Annotated in this window: 17 protein-coding genes and 1 pseudogene; 1 reads left to right on the top strand and 17 read right to left on the bottom strand. The window is 44.2% G+C overall.

Going from position 1 to position 18,998, the window contains the following annotated elements; translation table 11 throughout:
* Positions 1-563 precede the first annotated feature (563 nt).
* The 13 genes and pseudogenes from lpdA to ACJROX_RS04580 form a co-directional block, all read right to left on the bottom strand.
* Positions 564-2,009, bottom strand: a complete 1,446-nt coding sequence (lpdA, locus tag ACJROX_RS04640) for a dihydrolipoyl dehydrogenase (protein WP_408009593.1) — start codon at positions 2,007-2,009, stop codon at positions 564-566.
* A gap of 1 nt (position 2,010) precedes the next feature.
* Entirely contained in the window at positions 2,011-3,273 is a 1,263-nt protein-coding gene (locus ACJROX_RS04635; protein WP_408009592.1) for a dihydrolipoamide acetyltransferase family protein, read from the bottom strand.
* Between the two features lie 12 nt (positions 3,274-3,285).
* Positions 3,286-4,284 (bottom strand): alpha-ketoacid dehydrogenase subunit beta, encoded by a 999-nt coding sequence (locus ACJROX_RS04630; protein ID WP_408009591.1) that lies wholly within the window; start codon positions 4,282-4,284, stop codon positions 3,286-3,288.
* Positions 4,285-5,352, bottom strand: a complete 1,068-nt coding sequence (gene pdhA, locus ACJROX_RS04625) for a pyruvate dehydrogenase (acetyl-transferring) E1 component subunit alpha (RefSeq protein ID WP_408009590.1) — start codon at positions 5,350-5,352, stop codon at positions 4,285-4,287.
* A gap of 11 nt (positions 5,353-5,363) precedes the next feature.
* On the bottom strand, positions 5,364-6,464 hold the full coding sequence (locus ACJROX_RS04620) for a Glu/Leu/Phe/Val dehydrogenase dimerization domain-containing protein (RefSeq protein ID WP_408009589.1): 1,101 nt from the start codon (positions 6,462-6,464) through the stop codon (positions 5,364-5,366).
* Positions 6,465-6,542: 78 nt separating this feature from the next.
* Positions 6,543-6,938 (bottom strand): thioesterase family protein, encoded by a 396-nt coding sequence (locus tag ACJROX_RS04615; protein ID WP_408009588.1) that lies wholly within the window; start codon positions 6,936-6,938, stop codon positions 6,543-6,545.
* Between the two features lie 514 nt (positions 6,939-7,452).
* Positions 7,453-7,749 carry an SDR family oxidoreductase gene (locus ACJROX_RS04610; RefSeq protein WP_408009587.1) on the bottom strand — a complete coding sequence of 99 codons (297 nt, stop codon included), beginning with the start codon at positions 7,747-7,749 and terminating at the stop codon, positions 7,453-7,455.
* Positions 7,698-7,811, bottom strand: a pseudogene (locus ACJROX_RS04605) (SDR family NAD(P)-dependent oxidoreductase); the annotation flags it as partial. The pseudogene ACJROX_RS04605 and the gene ACJROX_RS04610, both read right to left, overlap by 52 nt.
* 651 nt (positions 7,812-8,462) lie before the next feature.
* Complete coding sequence (locus tag ACJROX_RS04600; protein ID WP_408009586.1) at positions 8,463-9,794, bottom strand: sodium-dependent transporter; 1,332 nt, start codon at positions 9,792-9,794, stop codon at positions 8,463-8,465.
* A 101-nt stretch (positions 9,795-9,895) separates the two neighbouring features.
* Positions 9,896-10,690, bottom strand: coding sequence for an ABC transporter ATP-binding protein (locus ACJROX_RS04595; protein ID WP_408009585.1), 795 nt, complete (start codon positions 10,688-10,690; stop codon positions 9,896-9,898).
* On the bottom strand, positions 10,656-11,687 hold the full coding sequence (locus ACJROX_RS04590; RefSeq protein ID WP_408009584.1) for an ABC transporter permease: 1,032 nt from the start codon (positions 11,685-11,687) through the stop codon (positions 10,656-10,658). Before ACJROX_RS04590 ends, ACJROX_RS04595 begins: the two co-directional genes overlap by 35 nt.
* 26 nt (positions 11,688-11,713) lie before the next feature.
* The gene (locus ACJROX_RS04585) at positions 11,714-12,682 is read right to left on the bottom strand and encodes an ABC transporter substrate-binding protein (RefSeq protein ID WP_408011577.1); all 969 of its coding nucleotides are present in this window, start codon (positions 12,680-12,682) and stop codon (positions 11,714-11,716) included.
* A gap of 228 nt (positions 12,683-12,910) precedes the next feature.
* Complete coding sequence (locus ACJROX_RS04580) at positions 12,911-13,858, bottom strand: NAD(P)H-dependent flavin oxidoreductase (protein ID WP_408009583.1); 948 nt, start codon at positions 13,856-13,858, stop codon at positions 12,911-12,913.
* 255 nt (positions 13,859-14,113) lie between these two features.
* Here ACJROX_RS04580 and ACJROX_RS04575 point away from each other — a divergent pair, with 255 nt between their 5' ends.
* Positions 14,114-14,647: a gamma carbonic anhydrase family protein gene (locus ACJROX_RS04575; RefSeq protein ID WP_408009582.1), complete on the top strand. Its 534-nt coding sequence runs from the start codon at positions 14,114-14,116 to the stop codon at positions 14,645-14,647.
* A gap of 315 nt (positions 14,648-14,962) precedes the next feature.
* Here the strand turns inward: ACJROX_RS04575 and paaX are convergent, their stop codons facing one another.
* The 4 genes from paaX to ACJROX_RS04555 all read right to left on the bottom strand — a co-directional run bounded on the left by paaX (position 14,963) and on the right by ACJROX_RS04555 (position 18,973).
* Positions 14,963-15,859, bottom strand: coding sequence for a phenylacetic acid degradation operon negative regulatory protein PaaX (paaX, locus tag ACJROX_RS04570; protein ID WP_408011576.1), 897 nt, complete (start codon positions 15,857-15,859; stop codon positions 14,963-14,965).
* A gap of 248 nt (positions 15,860-16,107) precedes the next feature.
* Positions 16,108-16,881, bottom strand: coding sequence for an enoyl-CoA hydratase-related protein (locus ACJROX_RS04565; RefSeq protein ID WP_408009581.1), 774 nt, complete (start codon positions 16,879-16,881; stop codon positions 16,108-16,110).
* Positions 16,882-16,902: 21 nt separating this feature from the next.
* Positions 16,903-18,108 (bottom strand): thiolase family protein, encoded by a 1,206-nt coding sequence (locus ACJROX_RS04560; protein WP_408009580.1) that lies wholly within the window; start codon positions 18,106-18,108, stop codon positions 16,903-16,905.
* Positions 18,101-18,973 (bottom strand): 3-hydroxyacyl-CoA dehydrogenase, encoded by an 873-nt coding sequence (locus ACJROX_RS04555; RefSeq protein WP_408009579.1) that lies wholly within the window; start codon positions 18,971-18,973, stop codon positions 18,101-18,103. The genes ACJROX_RS04560 and ACJROX_RS04555 overlap by 8 nt, the downstream gene beginning before the upstream one ends.
* Positions 18,974-18,998: the final 25 nt, after the last annotated feature.

Below are 18,998 nucleotides of genomic sequence, written 5' to 3'. Positions count from 1 at the left end.
TGTAAATTGTAATCATTACGATTTATTAAAATCCTAAAAATCTAGCCGGTTCAATAAACCGGCTTAGTAACATTGAGGACACGTCCCACAAATTTCAATTTTCGAAACAAGAGATAATCGGGAAGAGTATTATGGTACGTTGAAAATAATTAACACAATTTTGGCAATTCACTTATTCCACGATATGGCCCTTTTGCCCTTTTGTGGATTAAATATAGGAACCTCTTATTCCAGAATCCTGCCCTTTAACGGAACAAATAAATTCATTGATTCATCCTTATTTTACCAAAAAAGTAATGAAAAAAATGACATCAAAACGTCATCATAAACGGAACTCATTTTGACAAGATCCTTCGGCCGTACAACAACTATTGTCTAATGAAAATATCATGTCATTTGACTTGTGATTTGGTAAATAAATGTTGCTTAAACCTTGATATTAAAGCAAAATGTCCTGTGTCAATTCACAGGACATTTCTAATATCATTTATAAGTTATGCACCCCAAAACGGAACCCTTCACCTAAGTCCCTGTTGCTCTTTCTTCGGGTCAGCCTCTTCCTATTAAGATCCGACTGGTTCTGCTTCTTTCTTTTGTTTGTTCGGGGGGACGTGGATCGCTTCTCCTGTCATTGATTCAAGCGCTTCCAGCCATCCCTCATTAAAGCTTGGATGAGGATAGAAGGGATACGATAGATCTTCATCCCTTGCTGCCATTTCAAGAGCTGTTATCCCTGACGAAATCATACCGATCGCGCCCTGCCCGATCATATGCACACCAAGCAATAGATCCGTTTCACCATCTTTGATGAGTTTGACAAGCCCTTCTTTTTTGCCAGCGATACTTGCATAACCATTTCCAGCCATTGCGAATTGACCCGTCGTAACTTGATACCCTTCATCTCTCGCCTCCTCTTCAGTAAGACCAGCGTAGGCAATCGGTATCGATGTATGGACGACCGTCGGAATGTAGCGAAGGTTCAATTCAGGAGTTTTCCCTGCGATGTGGTCAGCAGCAACCTTTCCTTGCTTGATCGCTTTGACCGCAAGTACAGGTCCAATGGTCACATCGCCTACTGCGTACACGTTCTTCTCAGTCGTTTCACTGAATTCATTGACTACTAGAAATCCGTTATCATCAGTTTCGATTGATAATGCTTCAAGACCAAGTTCTTTCGTATTCGGCCGGAAGCCTATGGATACGAGTAAATGAGATCCTTCAATCGTCAGTTTTTCATCCTGTTTCATCAGGTACAGAGTGACTTGCTCATCACTTTCCTCCACTGTTTCGATGACAGTATCCTTAATGACTTTTACCTTTGATTTTTTCAAAACACGTGACAATTCTTTGTTGATATCTGTGTCAAACCCGAAGTCAGTGCCTCCATCTATTACAATCGTAACCTTCGAACCCATTGCATTGAAGCTCGTAGCCGCTTCAAGAGCAATATAGTCAGATCCATAGATTACAAGATGCTCAGGTACTTCCTGGATTCCATAAATGTCTTGAGCGCTGTATACATGATTGAATCGAGTATCGATTTCTTCAGGGATATAGGAAGAAGCTCCTGTTGCGATAATCACTTTTTCATATTTGTACATTTCGAATGTGTCACCAGATTCGACACCGATCCGGTTTCCTGTCATGAAAGAGGCACTCCCAGTGATGACCTCGATCTTATTTGCCTTACATAAAACTTCGACACCCTTTTGTAAAGAGGTAACTGTTTGTTGCATGTAGTTGTGGTGCCGCTCAATGTCGAACTTCGGCTCACCTGCTTCGATTCCTAGCTGCTGTAGGTGCTTCCAATCCCCTAATTTATCTGCTGTGTGCGCATAAAGCTTGGATGGAATGCACCCTTTGCTCAGACAGATGCCGCCTAGCTTTTCTTTTTCAATCAAGGTGACCTCGATTCCTAGCTGTGCCGCCCGGATCGCTGCGTTATATCCCCCCGGCCCGCCGCCGATGATGATCAGTTCACGTTCTTGAATTACTTCACCTACTACCATGTTATATCAGCTCCAATGTCATTGCTGCCGGGTTTTCGATATAGTGCATGAAGCGATTTGTAAATGCGACTGCGGTAGCTCCATCGGCTACACGATGATCAAATGTCATCGATACGTTCATGATTGAACGGACGACGATTTCATCATGGATGACGACCGGCATTTTCTTTGTTTTATGGAAAGCCATCAAACCGACTTCAGGATGATTGATGATAGGGGTCGCACCAGTGCTTCCTAAAGGCCCGACATTACTTATCGTGAACGTGCCGCCCTTCATTTCTGAAGGCTTCAATTTATTCGTTTTCGCTTTATTGATTAGCTCTTTCATTTCTCTGTTAATCGTTGAAATCGACTTCTGTTCGACGTTCTTCACCACAGGGACGATCAATCCGTCATCAGCATCCGTTGCGATCCCCATGTTCACTTCACCTTCTAGACGGATCACTTCATTTTCCTCATCAAGCTTCGCATTGAAGATCGGATAATCTCGAAGTGCAAGCTGTAATGCTTTTACGAAAAAGGCTGCGAGTGAAACGTTCATGCCTTTTGACCCATCTGGATCAGCTGCTTTAAGGGATTTTTTCAAGTCTAATAGATTCGTAAGGTCGACTTCATCAAAATGGGATACATGGGGGATGGTATAAAGCGATTGTGTCATCTTTTGAGCGATCTGCTTTCGACGGCCCTTGAACGGGATTTCTTTTGCTTCTGCAGCGGGTTTCATAACTGTAACCTCTGGTGTCTCAACCTCTTCCTGATGCGTCTCTGCCTGCTGGCCGCCATTGATGAATCGATAGATATCCTCTTCTGTGACACGACCGCCTGGGCCAGAACCGTTGACCTCCTCGATATCGACATTGTTTTCACGAGCGATTTTCCGCGTATATGGAGCAGCGAGCACCCGTCTCGTCAAGCGTGTCATTGATTGGACAGCACTCGTAGACCGACCTGTTTGAGCTATTGATGGGGTTTCTTTTTTCTTTTCCAGTACGGTCTCTTCTGGCTGTTTATCCTGTGTAGGGACACTGCCTTCTTTTTCAATCAGGATGATCGTAGTACCGACTGTTACGACTTCACCTTCTGAAGCTTTAATTTCTTTCACAGTACCAGCAACCGGGGATGGGAGTTCAGCCGTCACCTTATCCGTCTGTACTTCAACAAGTGGTTGATCGATTTTGACTACGTCTCCTGGAGAGACATGAAAATGGGTGATCTCCCCTTCTGTAATTCCTTCACCGATGTCGTGGAGCTTTACTTCAATCATCTTCTTCCTCCTTTAGAAACGTACTGTATCGATAATAGCTTGCTTGACACGCTCAGCATCAGGCAGATAGTGGTCCTCGATTGCGAACATCGGAACCGGTGTATCATGTCCAGTCACACGTTTGATCGGTGAGCGCAAATGCAAGAATGATGTATCATTGATCAACGAAACGACATCGTTCCCTACCCCGCCTGTTCCTGGGGCTTCATGCACGATGACCGCACGCCCGGTCTTCTGAACAGATTCAGCAATCAGATCCCGATCAAGCGGGTATAGAGTACGCAAGTCGAGAACGTCACACGTGATGCCTTCAGCTTGTTCAATTTCCTTTGCAGCTTTCTTCACAACGTCGACCATCGCTCCCCAAGCAATGAGGGTGATGTCTTCACCTTCTTGAAGGCGGGCTCCTTTTCCGATTTCGACCGTATATTTCTCTTCAGGTACTTCAAGTTTATGTGACCGGTAGCAGCGCATCGGCTCTAGAAACAACACTGGATCAGGGTCCTCGATGCTTGCGATCAAGAGTCCTTTAGCATCATAAGCATTGGACGGAACAACAACCTTAATTCCAGGCATATGTGTAAAAAGGGCTTCTACACTGTCGGAATGGATTTCCGGTGCACGCACTCCAGCTCCAAATGGCGCTCGAATGACAATCGGTACAGTAAAATGGCCCAGGGTACGTGTACGGATCCGGGAAGCATGCGTCATGATCTGGTTGAATGCTGGATAGATGAAACCGAAAAACTGCATTTCTGCAATGGGGCGGAAACCGTTCATCGCTAATCCGATCGATGTACCGATGATCCCTGATTCAGCCAACGGTGTATCGATGACACGCTGTTCGCCAAATTCAGCTTGGAGGCCGTCGGTTGCACGGAATACCCCACCATTCTTCCCGACGTCTTCTCCTAAAACGAGTACATCGTCATGTTCACGTAACATTGTGTCCATTGCATCTGTGATCGCTTGGACCATCGTCAGTTTCTGGGTTTTAACTGCTGTACTCATTTATACTCCCTCCTTCATACGTGACTGGAATGCATCAAGCTGCTCTTGTACAGACCATGTTGGCGTTTGGAAAACATGCGTAAACATATCAGTAGCTTCAGCGGCACCGAATGCTTCCATATCTTCTACAGCTTGCTCGATTTCCTTTGTGATCTCTTCCTCGACCTGGGTTTTCCAAGATTCTTCGAAATACCCCTGGTTCGCCATATAACGTTCTAGTCGCAATAGCGGATCGGTCGTTTCACGGCGTTGTTTCGCTTCCTCCTGGTCACGGTATTTGCTTGGGTCGTCTGCCGTAGTATGGGCACCGTATCGATAAGTTACAGCCTCGATCAATGTCGGGCCGTTTCCACTACGTGCATGCTCCATGGCTTTCTTCGTCTCAAAATACACGATGAAAATATCGTTTCCGTCAATACGGACGCCTGGAATATCATAAGCAACCGCTTTCTGAGCGATCGTCTTCGTTTTCATTTGCTTTTCCATCGGCACCGAGATGGCAAACCCGTTGTTTTGATTAAAAAAGACAACAGGAGCATTGAATACACTTGCAAAATTAAGCCCTTCATGGAAATCGCCTTCTGAGGTTGCACCGTCTCCGAAATAGGCGATGGAACCGCGATCGGTACCTTTCATTTTTTCAGCCCATGCTGTCCCTGTCGCGTGTAACAGCTGAGATGCAATCGGAACTGCTGGAGGGAAAATGTTCTTTCCTTCTGGCGGGACACACCCCATCGGGTAGCCCTTCCAATATAAAAACAGGTTCCGTGCAGAGTGGCCATACGTCAAAGTGGCCGCATGATCCCGGTATGTCGGGAACATCCAGTCACCTTCCTCAAGCACCAGGGAACTTCCAACCTGGGCGGCTTCTTGCCCTTCAAATGGAACATACGTACCGATCCGTCCTTGACGCTGTAGGTTGACGCTTTTACGGTCGAACATGCGAGCTCTCAACATTTTTATATAAAGTTCTTTCGTCAATGATTCGGTCATCTCGTTTTCATATTCCGGATTGACGACGACACCATCTTCATTCAAGATCTGTTTCATTGGAAATTGCGCTGCCATAAGAACCCTCCTTAGTTACGTACGTTCCATTTTTGACGTTTTTTATGGCTGAAAAAGCTGTTACGCTTCATCCGTTTCGTCAAGCGATCATTACAAAATTGATTTGCAGACTCTGCTGTCGAGATCGATTGTTCTTTCGATTTTCGATAGATTTCCATCAACGTGTCGTAAATGGCTTTGGTTTTAGCAAGTACACGGGCTTTATTCGGGCTGTACAACTCATCAGATACCTGGATGAGTCCGCCCGCGTTCACAATGTAATCTGGCGCATATAAAATCCCTTTTTCCTGCAGGAACTTGCCATGTTCATCTCTTAAAAGCTGGTTGTTCGCCGATCCGACGACTGCCTTCACCTTCAGTTGCTCAAGCGTTTCATCATTGATGACCCCACCAAGCGCACATGGGACGAATACATCAGCTGGAACACTATAGATCTCTTGGCCCTCAACAACCTTGACGTTCCCTTTCAGATCCTCAGATTGCTCAATGATTCTTTGGATTGCGGATTGGTTTATATCTGTCACGTAAAGATCTGCACCCTCCTCAAGAAGTTTTTCAGCTACCTTATAGCCGACCTTCCCTAAACCTTGGATCGAATAAGTCTTTCCACTTAAATCATCGGAACCGTAAAGTACGTTGTTCGTCGCTTTCAGCCCATAAAGGACTCCTTCTGCAGTCGGAATCGATGAATCTCCGCTTCCGCCATATTCTTCAGGAACACCGACAATGCAATTCGTTTCTTTCAAGGCATGGACGAAATCTTCCGGTGTCGTCCCCATATCTGTCCCTGTGTAGAAACGGCCGCTTAAAGACTCGACGAATTGGCCGAAAGCACGGAACAATTCAGGTGAACGATCTTTCAGCGGATCTCCGATGATGACCGCTTTCCCTCCGCCAAAGTCTACATCCGCAGCTGCACATTTGTATGTCATGCCTTTGGAAAGTCGAAGGACATCCTCGATCGCTTCCTCCGTAGAATTGTATGGTCTCATACGACAACCGCCCAGTGCTGGTCCCAGAGTCGTATTATGTATTGCTATAATTGCTTTCAACCCTGTATCTGGATCATTGCAAAACAAAACTTGTTCGTGTCCATTGATGCGTTCAAACATGATGTAATCCCCCAGTTCTATTAATCTTATTAACTAATATTCCATTAAAGGTAAACGCTTTCATTTAAATTCAAAAAATTAAGCCTTCATCGACTCGATCTTTTGCTTGATCATCTCTTTCGGCAGTATATATTGAGTGACTTCGCCCTCGCCTATTTTTTCTTTTCTATTCCGAACTTCAAGATCACAGATGACAGCTTTTCCTTTTATCTCTCTAAGAGTAGCTGTTACAGTTATCTCACTTCCAGCAGGTGTAGGATTCAGATGTTTGGCTGAAACTCCTCCGCCGATTCCTTCCTCATGCTCTTCAAGGTAAGGTAAAATGATTTGTCGTGCTGCCCATTCCATATGATAGACCATTGAAACAGTCGAATAAGCTGGATGTACGAGATTCCCTTCGAATTGTGCATACATATCGGGTGTCACTGTTGCAGTAATGGTAGCCTGTTGACCAACTTGCATACCTGGCTTCATTAATTCTGCCTCCTTTGCCTTTACAAATTCATCCATAGGGGAACGACATGGAACTGACCACGTTGGTCCCTCCAACAGAAAACTGAGTTCTTTTCTTGTAAATGGACGGTATTATCCATATTAAATATGACGTTTATTTAACGATATAATATCATTTTGTTTAATAAAAAGCAATGGAATGTCCTTGAATCACCACTTCCTGGACCTTTAATTTTCCCCTAAACATCAAGGTTTTAACGCTTTAAAGTGCCGGTTCCCCCACTTTCTTTTCGTCGAATTATACCATAAAAAAGATGACTCGAATCGTATACCGTATTCACTAACGGAGACGTCAATTTGTGAATAGCGATACTTACCGAGTCATCTTCAACTTGTATTTTTGTTTTTAGGTCAATGTCTTGGATATTCCTGTGATAATGGGTGGAGGATGATTTCATCAATGACCATGTAGTTTGGTGCGGAAGCCATATAGCAAACCGCCTCTGCAATATCATCTACCTTCAACCAATCCTCTTTATGCTCTTTCACCCTGTTGGGAATCTGCAAAGTACGTGTCGATAGCACCCGGGTTGATTGTTCCCACCCGGATGCCGTATTCTTGGACCTCTTGAGCGACAGAACCGATGAAGCCCTGGACCTCATATTTTGTTGCGGTATAAGCTGATCCGTTGGCAATCGTCCTCCGTCCTACATCAGAGGAAATCGTAATGATCGTCCCGGCTTTTTTGTCCTTCATGAATGGAAGGACTTCCCTTGTCGTCAGAAACACGCCGCGAGTATTGACTGCGAAGGCTTTTTCCCATTCCTCCAAGTTGTTTCTTCTACTGCCTTGAAAAATCCGATACCAGCGTTATTGACTAAGATATCAACCTTGCCGTAATGGTCGAAAGTTTGTTTAAATGCTTTTTTTCACTTGCTGCTCATCAGTGACATCCGCCTTGAGACCCAAGACCTCACTGCCTTTTTCCTCTAATTCTTTTGCTGTTTCATGAATTTACTCTGAAGAGCCGATGATCGCTAATTTTGTACACTCTGCCGCTAAGCGAGCTGCGATCGCTTTACCAGCACCTCTTGATGCGCCCGTAATGACAGCGACTTTTTCATTTAGCATAGGAATGATTCCCCTTTCAATGGTTTCATTCTGGGTTGTCCGTACCTCATTGTACTATATATTCCGCCAATCTTTCGAGTTTTAAACCACACACGGGCTTTATTAGATGTTCGACTGTTGGTCGTCAGTCTACTTTCCGCATAATCGAATCTTCCTTTTATCCCTAACGGTTAAATTTTTAGACATACGGTGAGAATTTTTATTCTTATCCCCAATTTTATAGACTTACGATATGATTTATGAGACTGGATACCCTGGTTATGGTTACTTCCTCTCATTTATCTCAACAAAAGTAGGTCTTATCGCTACAACTTTGAGTTTATCTACATCTCGGAAATTATCTTAAAAACTCTAAAAAAAATTCTCAAAAACGGAAAAAGAGCAACCTGATCGGCTGCTCTTCTCATCTAGTTTTATATAATTCCAAGTGCATCAAGAAATACGACGATAATGACGATTGGTACAAAATATTTTAATACAAGGAGCCACAACGCCAATATCCTTTTTCCAAAGTTACTGCCATCCGTCAATTCTGCTACAAGCACTTCTCGTTTCATTTTCCATGGTACAAAGATGGAAATCAACAATGCACCTAACGGAAGCATGATGTTACTGACTAAGTAATCCATCACATCAAAAATGATTTTGTCAAAGAAGGTGATATTCCCTAAAATGCCGTATGACAAAGCTGATGGAACACCTACCACAAAGATTGCGATTCCGATCCACCAAGCAGCCTTGGAACGTCGCTGACGGGAATTTTTAGCTACAGAAGCGACGATGATTTCGAGCATCGAGAACGCTGATGTCAATGTTGCGAACAGGAATAACGCTAAGAAAGCGATGAAAAAGAACGTTCCTGCAGGCATTTGAGCAAAGACGGACGGTAAAACGATGAACAACAATCCTGGACCTGCCGTCGGCTCAAAGCCTAATGAGAAGACTGCTGGGAAAATCGCCAACCCTGAAAGGATCGTAATGAAGATGTTCATTACTACGATTGAACCAGCCGATCTGGTCAAGCTTTCTGTTTTTGATAAATAAGAGCTGTACGTTACCATGACGGAAACACCGAGGCTCAGGGAGAAGAACGACTGTCCTAATGCAAAAAGGATACCTTCAGATGTCAATCTGCTGAAATCCGGCTCCAGGAAGAATCGTACCCCTTCCATCGCTCCGTCCAACGTCAATGAACGCGCGATCAAGATTAAAAACAAGATGAATAACGCAGGCATCATCCATTTACTTGCCTTCTCAATTCCTTCCTTAATCCCACGTGCAACCACGATAATCGTCAACAAGATGAAGGCAAGCTGAGAGCCTACCGCAGTCCATGGATTGGAAATGATCGTTCCAAACAACTGTTCATAATTATCAATACCAGTCATGTACCCGGTTATGCTTGCTCCGAAATATAGAAGGATCCACCCACCGATTACACTATAAAAAGATAAAAGAACAAAGGCGCTGAATACCCCGATCCGACCGATGAATTCCCATCCTGGAGCGATCGACCTATAGGCTGAAATAGCTTCTTTTTGGGTACTGCGTCCAATAACGAATTCAGCTAATAATAACGGTAAGCCTACTAGTAATGTAAATAGCAGGAATACAAGAAAAAATGCTCCGCCACCGCTATTCCCGGCTACGTATGGAAACTTCCAGATCGCGCCAAGCCCGATTGCAGAACCAGCTGCTGCTAATATAAATGTTAGTTTTGATGCCCATTGCTCTTGCTGCGCCATAAATACCTCCACTTTTCTCTCTGTTATTTTCACTAGTTGTAACAAAAATAAAACCGATAGACAACCGTTAATATCTGACAGTTGAACCTATCCATCGAAATTCAACTTAACAATGTACGATCACTTGTCATTTTGGTACCACGTATACGTTGGAACTCTTGTAAAAGCTGTTCGATTGTGAGATTTTGTTTGTCTTCTCCACTCACTTCAAGGATGATCTGTCCTTTGTCCATCATGATCAAGCGATTTCCGAGATCCAATGCTTGCTGCATATTATGGGTGACCATCAATGTCGTCAATTGATGCTGTTTGACGATTTCTTTAGTCAATTTAGTGATGAGCTCTGCCCTTGAAGGATCAAGAGCAGCAGTATGTTCATCCAGTAGTAAAATCTTCGGTTCAGTGAACGTAGCCATCAATAGCGATAACGCCTGACGCTCTCCACCTGAAAGAAGCCCTACTTTTGCAGTCAGACGATTTTCCAACCCCAAATGAAGTGTTTCTAGGGATTCTTGGAAGAACCCTCGTAATTTTTTCGAAACTGCGATGCGAAAGCTTCTTTTTTTATTCCGCGCATATGCCATCGACATGTTTTCTTCTATCGTCATAGACGGAGCAGTTCCGGCAAGAGGGTTTTGGAAAACTCTTCCTATATAAGCAGCCCGTTTATGTTCTGGAAGATTCGTGACTTCTTTATTTTTAATGATCACTTCACCCACATCGGGGTCCAATACACCTGCGATGACGTTCATCAATGTGGACTTTCCAGCACCATTACTTCCTATTACAGTTACGAAATCACCGGGCTCAAGGGAAAGGTTTATGTGGGAGAGGGCGATTTTCTCATCCAGTGTCCCTTCATTAAAAACTTTGTGAATCCGATTTAGTCGAAGCAACGTTTTCCCCCTCCTTTTCCTGTCCCATGGCATATATCTTTTCGAAGTCAAGACGCTTCCTTTTCTTTCGATTCCGCTCTTTTTGATTATCGAGTATTTTAGGGAGTATCAATGCGATCACCACTAGAGAAGCTGTGATCAATTTCATATCTCCTGGGTTGAAACCGAATTTCAAGGCGATGGAAATGACAATCCGATAAATGATCGCTCCACCGATAACAGCTAGGGTAGTCCTCATGATCGTCTTCGTTCCGAACAACGCCTCTCCAATGATAACAGATGCTAAGCCAATGATGATCATTCCAAGTCCCATTCCAATATCGGCAAACGAATTATATTGTGCAATCAAAGCACCGGATAGGGCTACGAATGCGTTCGAAACACCTAATCCTAGTACTGTCAATGTATTCGTATCTGCGGAGAAGCTTCGGATCATCTGTTGGTTATCACCAGTTGCCCGCAAGGCAAGACCGATCTCTGTCTTCAAGAACCAGTCCGTGAAAAATTTTATAGTCAAAGTGATGATGATCATTAAAAACATGATCGACCATGTGGAAGGCTTAAGACCGATTCCAGCAAACATAGAACTCAGTGCTTCATCAATCCCGAGCTTGTCCCAATACCCTTCGAATTGAGAAAAAATCGTCCCCTGGTTCAGTAAGGGAATGTTAGGACGATCCTGCATGATCCGTAGGTTAATAGAATATAAGGCGATCATCATCAAAATTCCTGATAGTAATGGATTGATTTTTCCTTTCGTATGCAAAACCCCTGTGATACAGCCAGCAATAAAGCCTGAACCCATTCCCGCCAACGTTGCAAGAATAGGAGATTGCCCATTGAAAAGCATAATGGCAGCGACACCAGCTCCGGTTACGAAGCTCCCATCTACTGTTAGATCGGGGAAGTCAAGAATACGAAAGGAGAGGTAAACGCCTAGCGCCATGATTGCGTAAATGACACCAGATTCCACAGCTGGGAACATAATCGAGAACATTTAACCATCTCCTTCCTATTTGATTATTATTCGATATATTCTGCCATTGCTTCCCATTCTGATTTCAATTCGACACCCATTGCTTCAGCTGCTTTTTTGTTGATGACCAATTTCAGGTTTTGCGGGTATTGCACTTCAAAATCAGAAGGTTTTTTGTCACCTTTTAAAATTTCAGCTGCAATAAGCCCTGTTTCATAGCCAAGATCACTATAATCGAATCCGTAGGCGGCCAAGGTGCCTCGTTCAACGGAGTCCAAATCTCCTGAAAATAAAGGAATCCCTTCATCTTGTGCGATCTTGATTACAGTCTCTAAAGCAGATACGACTGTGTTATCTGTATTGATGTAAAATACATCCGCTTCACCTACAAGGCTTTCTGCCGCTTGCTTTACATCAGCCGTTGTCGAAACACTCTTTTCGACAACCTGTAAATCCGTACCTTCAATCGCTTTTTTCACGGTTTCAAGCTGGGCGACCGAATTCTGTTCTCCTGGGTTATATAATACGCCCACTTTTTTTGCATCCGTTTGCTCATCAATGAATTTGACCGTGTTCGGGATCGCATCAGGGTGAGTATCACTCGTTCCAGTCACCCATTCAGAAGGCTTATCCATCGCTTCAACCAGTCCAGCCCCGACAGGATCAGTCACCGAAGTGAAGATGACAGGTATTTCAGCATTTTCTTTAGTTATTGCTTGCACACTTGCTTGTGCGCTTGGGGTTGCATTTGCAAATATGAGATCTACACCTTCTGAAACATGTTTCTTGGCGATTGTATGGATGTTATTCATGTCAGCTTGTGCACTGTCCATGATATACGTGATATTTTCGCCTTCTACAAAGCCTTTTTCTTCAAGAGCTTTCTTAAGCCCTTCGGTAGCTTCATCAAGGGAAGGATGTTCAACAAACTGATTGATCGCTACAGTCACCTTCTTTTCCCCTGATCCCTCATTCCCTGTAGCATCATCTGTAGTTCCACACCCACTGATCAACATGACACTTGCCAATGAGACACCAACTACTGACTTCCAGAACTTTTTCAACCTTATTCCCCCTTAATGTAGGCATTGTCACGAATAGCAAGGGATGAAGCGGGTATCATGATGAAGATTTCATATTTCTTACAATCCGTGAATTTATCGTAATAGTATCAAGGGGGTATTTAATTGTCAATAAATAGTCAAACAATTCTAACAACTGACGTGTGGCACATATACTAAAACTTAAAAACGGCCAGGAAGAGTGTTGAATACATCCCTTGCTTCGGTCACCATCCGTTCCACTAACTCTGAGACCGTCGGTATGTCATGGATCAATCCTGCGATCTGGCCGGAATTGATGAAGCCTTCTTCCAAATTCCCTTCTACAGCCCCTTTACGGTGATAATCTTCCGTCGTTTTGTCCATGAATGACTGAAGGTCTTCCCCTCCTGCTTCGTCCTCAAGCAGTTGTTTGGCATAAGGCGTTTTCATCAATCGGCGGATTTTACCATAGCTTCTACCAACAATTACGGTTTCCGTATCGCCAGCCTCAATCATCTTTTTCTTATAGTTCTCATGGAAAACGCCCTCTTGCGTGGCGATGAAACGCGTACCCATCTGAACACCGGACGCACCTAGAGCCATAGCAGCAGCAAGTCCTCGTCCATCCCCAATACCTCCGGCGGCGACGACAGGGATATTGACGGCATCCACAACCTGTGGAATAAGCGTCATTGTCGTCGATTCATCGGTTGCATTGATTCCTGCTGCTTCATAACCTTCTGCCACGATGATATCCGCTCCAGCTTCTTCAGCCTTTCGGGCATGTTTGACTGAAGCGACGACGCAAATCACCGTTACGCCTCGTTCTTTGAATTTAGGGATGAATGGTGCGGGATTCCCAGCAGACAACACCGCTACAGGAACTTCATACTGAAACATGAACATCGCTGCTTCTTTTACGGCCGGCGATACACTTAGAGGAATATTGACTGCAAATGGTTTGTCCGTCAGTTCTTTGGTTTGTTTGATCAGTTCTTCGATTTTATCTGATTGAAAGGTTCCGATCCCGATTGTTCCCAAACCCCCGGCTTCAGAAATGGCAACCGTCAAAGGAGCATTGGAGACATTCCCCATTCCTCCCTGGATAATCGGGTATTTGATGTCGAGTAATTGGTATAACGGGTTCATATTGATGATCCTTTCTCTTGAAGGTAAGAATTTTTACTAATCCTAGTGATCTGCTGGATCGTGCAACTTTTAGGCCGAGTCGCGCAACTTTTAGAGCGAGCCGTGCAACTTTACTAGCCCCCAGCTCATTGGGCTTTTTCTATCCACTTGTGAAAGCTACAGATGCCTCACCGGAATTCCCAAAGACCTTCTTAATGCGCTCTTCTTTTCCTAATATGATATACTCTAGGAAACGCTTTCAAGGAGGTTTTTTGCATGCTATATCCATACAACGGTAAAACTCCTAAGGTGGATGAGTCTGTTTTTATCGCACCAGGTGTACATATCATCGGTGACGTTACGATAGGTAAAAATTCAAGTGTCTGGTTCAACACTGTCGTTCGTGGGGATGAAGCTCCAATCCGTATAGGCGAACGTACAAATATCCAGGATAACTGTACATGTCACCTATATGAAGAGTTCCCATTGATCCTCGAGGACGAAGTGTCAATCGGCCATAATGTCATCCTCCACGGCTGTACGATCCGTAAGAGGGCTTTGGTCGGGATGGGTACCACAATCCTCGATGGAGCAGAAATCGGTGAATCTGCCTTTATCGGCGCAAATACCCTGATCCCGCCTGGAAAAAAGATTCCACCCCGGACAATGGTGATGGGCTCTCCTGGTAAAGTGGTCCGCGAACTCACTGAGAAAGATCTTGAATTGATCCAATTGACTATCAACACTTATGAGCAAAAAGCCAAAGAGTTTAAAGAAAACTTGGCGAAATCAAGCGTCAGCGTAGATTAACCAATGGTTAAATAGCAACAAACATTGGGCCGTCCAATAAGTACCTGTCTCTCTCCGATTTAACAACACTTTGAGCATTGTTGAAGGGGTCTGAGACTTGCCTTTGGACAGCCCCATTTTATTATTGGTCTATCAAGAATCATTCGTTATGAAAACCCGAAATGTACCAGAATTTAGAGGACATGTGTTCCGTTATTTTGGAAAAAAACATCTGATGTACAATGATTTTGGCCTCTATTGTCCTCTATTTTTGTAAAAACATCGCATTTTCGTACAAATAAGGTCTCTCGTGTCCACTAAATCCACTTTCATCCCTTAATTATTCGATTCGATGATCAGCGGGTGGTTCAAAGCGTCATATTTCTTATCCCGGTTCTTCACTTCATTTCCTTCGCTGAACACATCCTCGAAGAAACGGCTGGCTGGTTGTGCCAACGCTTTATAATAGTCACTGAAAAGATCTGCGGCATAGTCACCGAGCCACTTTTTCGGTAACAATTCTTGAGGCAATCCAGGATCGACAAATAGAAACTTCCGATATTCATGAACAAGTTTCGTCCGTTCCACAAAACATTCACCATCGGACTTTTCGCCCTTTTCAATCTTGCTTTTATCGATTACATATTTTTGGCTGTAAGTTTTGATGAATTCCTCGTATCTCATGTTGATTTCTTGTAAATCCCAGCATTCCTCAACAAGTTTTTCATTCTTATGAGGCCCTCTATGTTCAGACACGAAGAAATGTACATAATCGCGGATTCCGTATTTCTCAATCATCTGATTCACTTGTTTTTCTTGTTGATTCGGTGAAATCCAGAAGCTGTTGGAAAGCAGACCGAAGCCGCTCCACACAAGTTCTTTCCGCAGCTCATCACGGATGCTCCTTTTTTCTTCCGGAATGGTGTACGTGAACATTCTCCATTTTCCATCCCACGTTTCAGGTTGAAGCTTGAAAATCCGGTTTGCGGCTTCTTCAATCCGTTCGACGCCTTGCTCTGTCAACCGGTAATAGCTTTTGTTACCTTTCCGTTCTGCGGTGACCCAGCCCTGCTTGTTCATCCTGGAAATAGCCGCACGGACTGATTGTTCATTATGTCCAAACTCCTTCAACAGGCGAATAAGGCTTCCAATCCATATATCGTTACCGTAGTGACGGATATAATCTCCGTATAACGTAAAAATCATTGACCTTGTATTAAGACTGTTTTGCATGGTGTTCATCCTTTTCCGATTCTATCTTTCAAAGTACTCCCAATCATATATAGAAAACTTGGCGAAATCAAGACTTAATGCAGATTGAGCCATAGTTGCCCTTATGCCATGAGGTATATAGAAAACTTGGCGAAATCAAGCGTAAGCCGTAAATTAAGCCTATTTTTCTTAAATATTAAAAAGCATTTATGCACTCAATGCATTTCTTTTTAAATATGCCGTAAAAAGGATGGACAGCCTTCTATTCGTCATTCTCCTTTAAACTCTGGGGGACGTTTTTCACTGAAAGCAACGAGTGCTTCTACACGATCCTTAGTCGGAATCGTCACTTCATAGGCTTTCGCTTCTAAATTAATGCCCGTTTCCAAATCGACATTCATGCCTTGCTTGATTGCATATTTCGCTTGTTTCAAAGCAATTGGACCATTCTTCAGCATTCTTTCTGCCCATTGTTCAGCCGTTTCAATCAATTTATCCGAAGAAACCACTTCATTAACGATTCCGTATTGTAATGCTTCATCAGAAGATAGCTTTTTAGCGGTTAAAATCAATTCCATCGCTTTCGCTTGTCCAATTAGACGTGGAAGCCGCTGGGTTCCGCCAGCACCAGGGATAATCGCCCAGCCAAGCTCCGTCAAGCCCATCTTCGTATCAACGGCAATCCGGAAGTCACACGCCAGCGCAAGTTCGAATCCGCCTCCGAAGGCATACCCGTTCATTGCAGCAATCGTAGGCTGAGGCAGCTTATCGACAGCAGTAAAAACGTCTCTGATCTTCGTGACGTTACGTCGCACTTCATTTTCTGTGAGGTTTTTACGCTCTTTCAGATCCGCTCCAGCACTAAACGCTTTCTCTCCTGCACCAGTGAAAATAACCACACGCGCTTCAGGATTATGATGGATCTCTTCGACGACTTCTCCTAACTTTTTCAATGTATCATAATTAAAGCAATTCAGGACATCCGGGCGGTTCAGGGTCACGTAGGCAATATGATTCTTTACTTCGTATAAGATCGATGACATGTCTGATTCCTCCATATAAAATTAGTAATCGTAACCTTCGACGATTGCAGCGATTCCTTGGCCGACTCCGATACACATCGTCGCAAGGCCATAACGTGTCTTTTGTTTACGCATTTCATGGACTAATGTCGTCAAAATCCTTGCTCCGCTCGCCCCGAGAGGATGTCCATAAGCAATCGCTCCACCATTCACATTGACGCGTGAAGGATCCAATTCAAGCTGACGGATACATTCCAATGATTGGGAAGCAAACGCTTCGTTCAACTCTATCAGGCCAAGGTCATTAGCAGATAATCCTGCTCGTTTCATTGCTTTTCGTGAAGCATGGATCGGTCCAAGTCCCATAACTCGAGGCTCCAGACCGGCAGTGGCAGATGTGATGTACCGTGCTAATGGTTTAAGACCAAGCTCATCAGCCTTTTCCTTACTCATGAGCAATACGGCAGATGCCCCATCATTGATCCCGGATGCGTTCCCAGCAGTTATCGTGCCATCCTTAAAGAGCGGTTTCAATGTGGAGAGTTTTTCGAGTGAACTGTTCGGACGGGGATGTTCATCCGTATCGACGACAATCTCGTTCCCTTTACGGTCTTTATAAATGACAGGTACGATTTCGTCTTTCAATCGACCTTCTTCCATGGCACGTTTCGCCTTCATTTGACTTTCAAACGCGAACTGGTCTTGCTCTTCACGTCCAACGTTATAGTCTTTTGCAACATTTTCTGCCGTTTCAGGCATGCTGTCGGTTCCGTACTTTTCTTCCAATGCCGGGTTCACGAATCTCCAGCCGATGGTCGTATCGAACATTTCCCTGTTACCACGAGGGAAGTCCACCTCAGGTTTCCCCATTACATACGGTGCACGAGTCATGCTTTCCGTTCCACCTGCAATGAAGATACCCCCTTCATCAGCCATGATCGCTCGCGCAGCATAGGAGACTGCATCCAAACCAGATCCGCATAATCGGTTGATCGTCGTCCCGCCAACCTCAACCGGAAGATCAGCTAGCAAAGCCGACATTCTCGCAACATTACGGTTTTCCTCTCCGGCCCCGTTCGCATTCCCGAATACGACTTCTTCAATCTGATCCTTCGGCATGTCCGGGTTCCGTTCAAGTAACGATTTGATGACAACCGCACCAAGGTCATCCGGACGGATATTCTTCAATGCCCCTTTATAGCGCCCAATCGGCGTTCTCACAGCATCCACAATGACGACTTCACGCATTGTCAGCACCTCCTTGTTCACGATAATCATAGACACCTACGCCTGCTTTTCTTCCGATACGGCCTGCTTTAACGTATTTGACTAACAGCGGGCAAGGGCGATATTTTTCGCCTAATGTCTCATGTAAGTACTTCAAATTATTAAGACGTGTATCCAAACCCACGAGATCACCTAGTTCGAATGGTCCCATCGGATAGTTAAGTCCGAGTTTGATCGCCTTATCGATCTCTTCAGGAGATCCGACGCCTTCTTGGAGCATATAGAACGCTTCATTTCCGACAAGCGCACTGATCCGGCTTGTCACAAAACCAGGGAATTCATTGACTGTAACCGTTTCTTTTCCCATTTTTACAGCCACTTCATTCGCAATTTTGACTGTATCCTCAGCAGTATCAAGTCCTTTGATGATTTCAATCAAAGGCATTTTATGAACCGGGTTGAAGAAATGCATCGCGATCACTTTTCCAGGTCGGCTTGTAAAAGAAGCAATTTCGGTAGGACTCATCGTGGATGTATTGGTCGCAAAATAGCAATGCTCAGGTGCATGCTGATCAATCGTCTCGAACACATTTCGCTTGATCTCAATATTCTCGGGAACAGCCTCAATCACCATATCTGTTTCGGATACTGTTCCTTCAAGATCCGATGAGTAAAACATACGTTCCATGCCTTCATTCGCTGCTTCTTCAGTTAGCTTGTTCCGTTGGACCCCTTTGGCAAAAATCGCATTGATTTCATTCTTTGCACTCTCCAATGCCTTTTCAGAAATATCAACAAGTGTCGTCTTATGCCCGCCTACAGCGGCAACATAAGCGATCCCTCTGCCCATGACACCAGAACCTATGACGGTAATATGTTTGATCATGTCTCTCTTCCACTCCCTTGTAAAA

Source organism: Pseudalkalibacillus sp. A8, assembly GCF_045920555.1.
Taxonomy (GTDB): domain Bacteria; phylum Bacillota; class Bacilli; order Bacillales; family Fictibacillaceae; genus Pseudalkalibacillus.
This window is presented reverse-complemented; position numbering and strand designations above follow the sequence as displayed.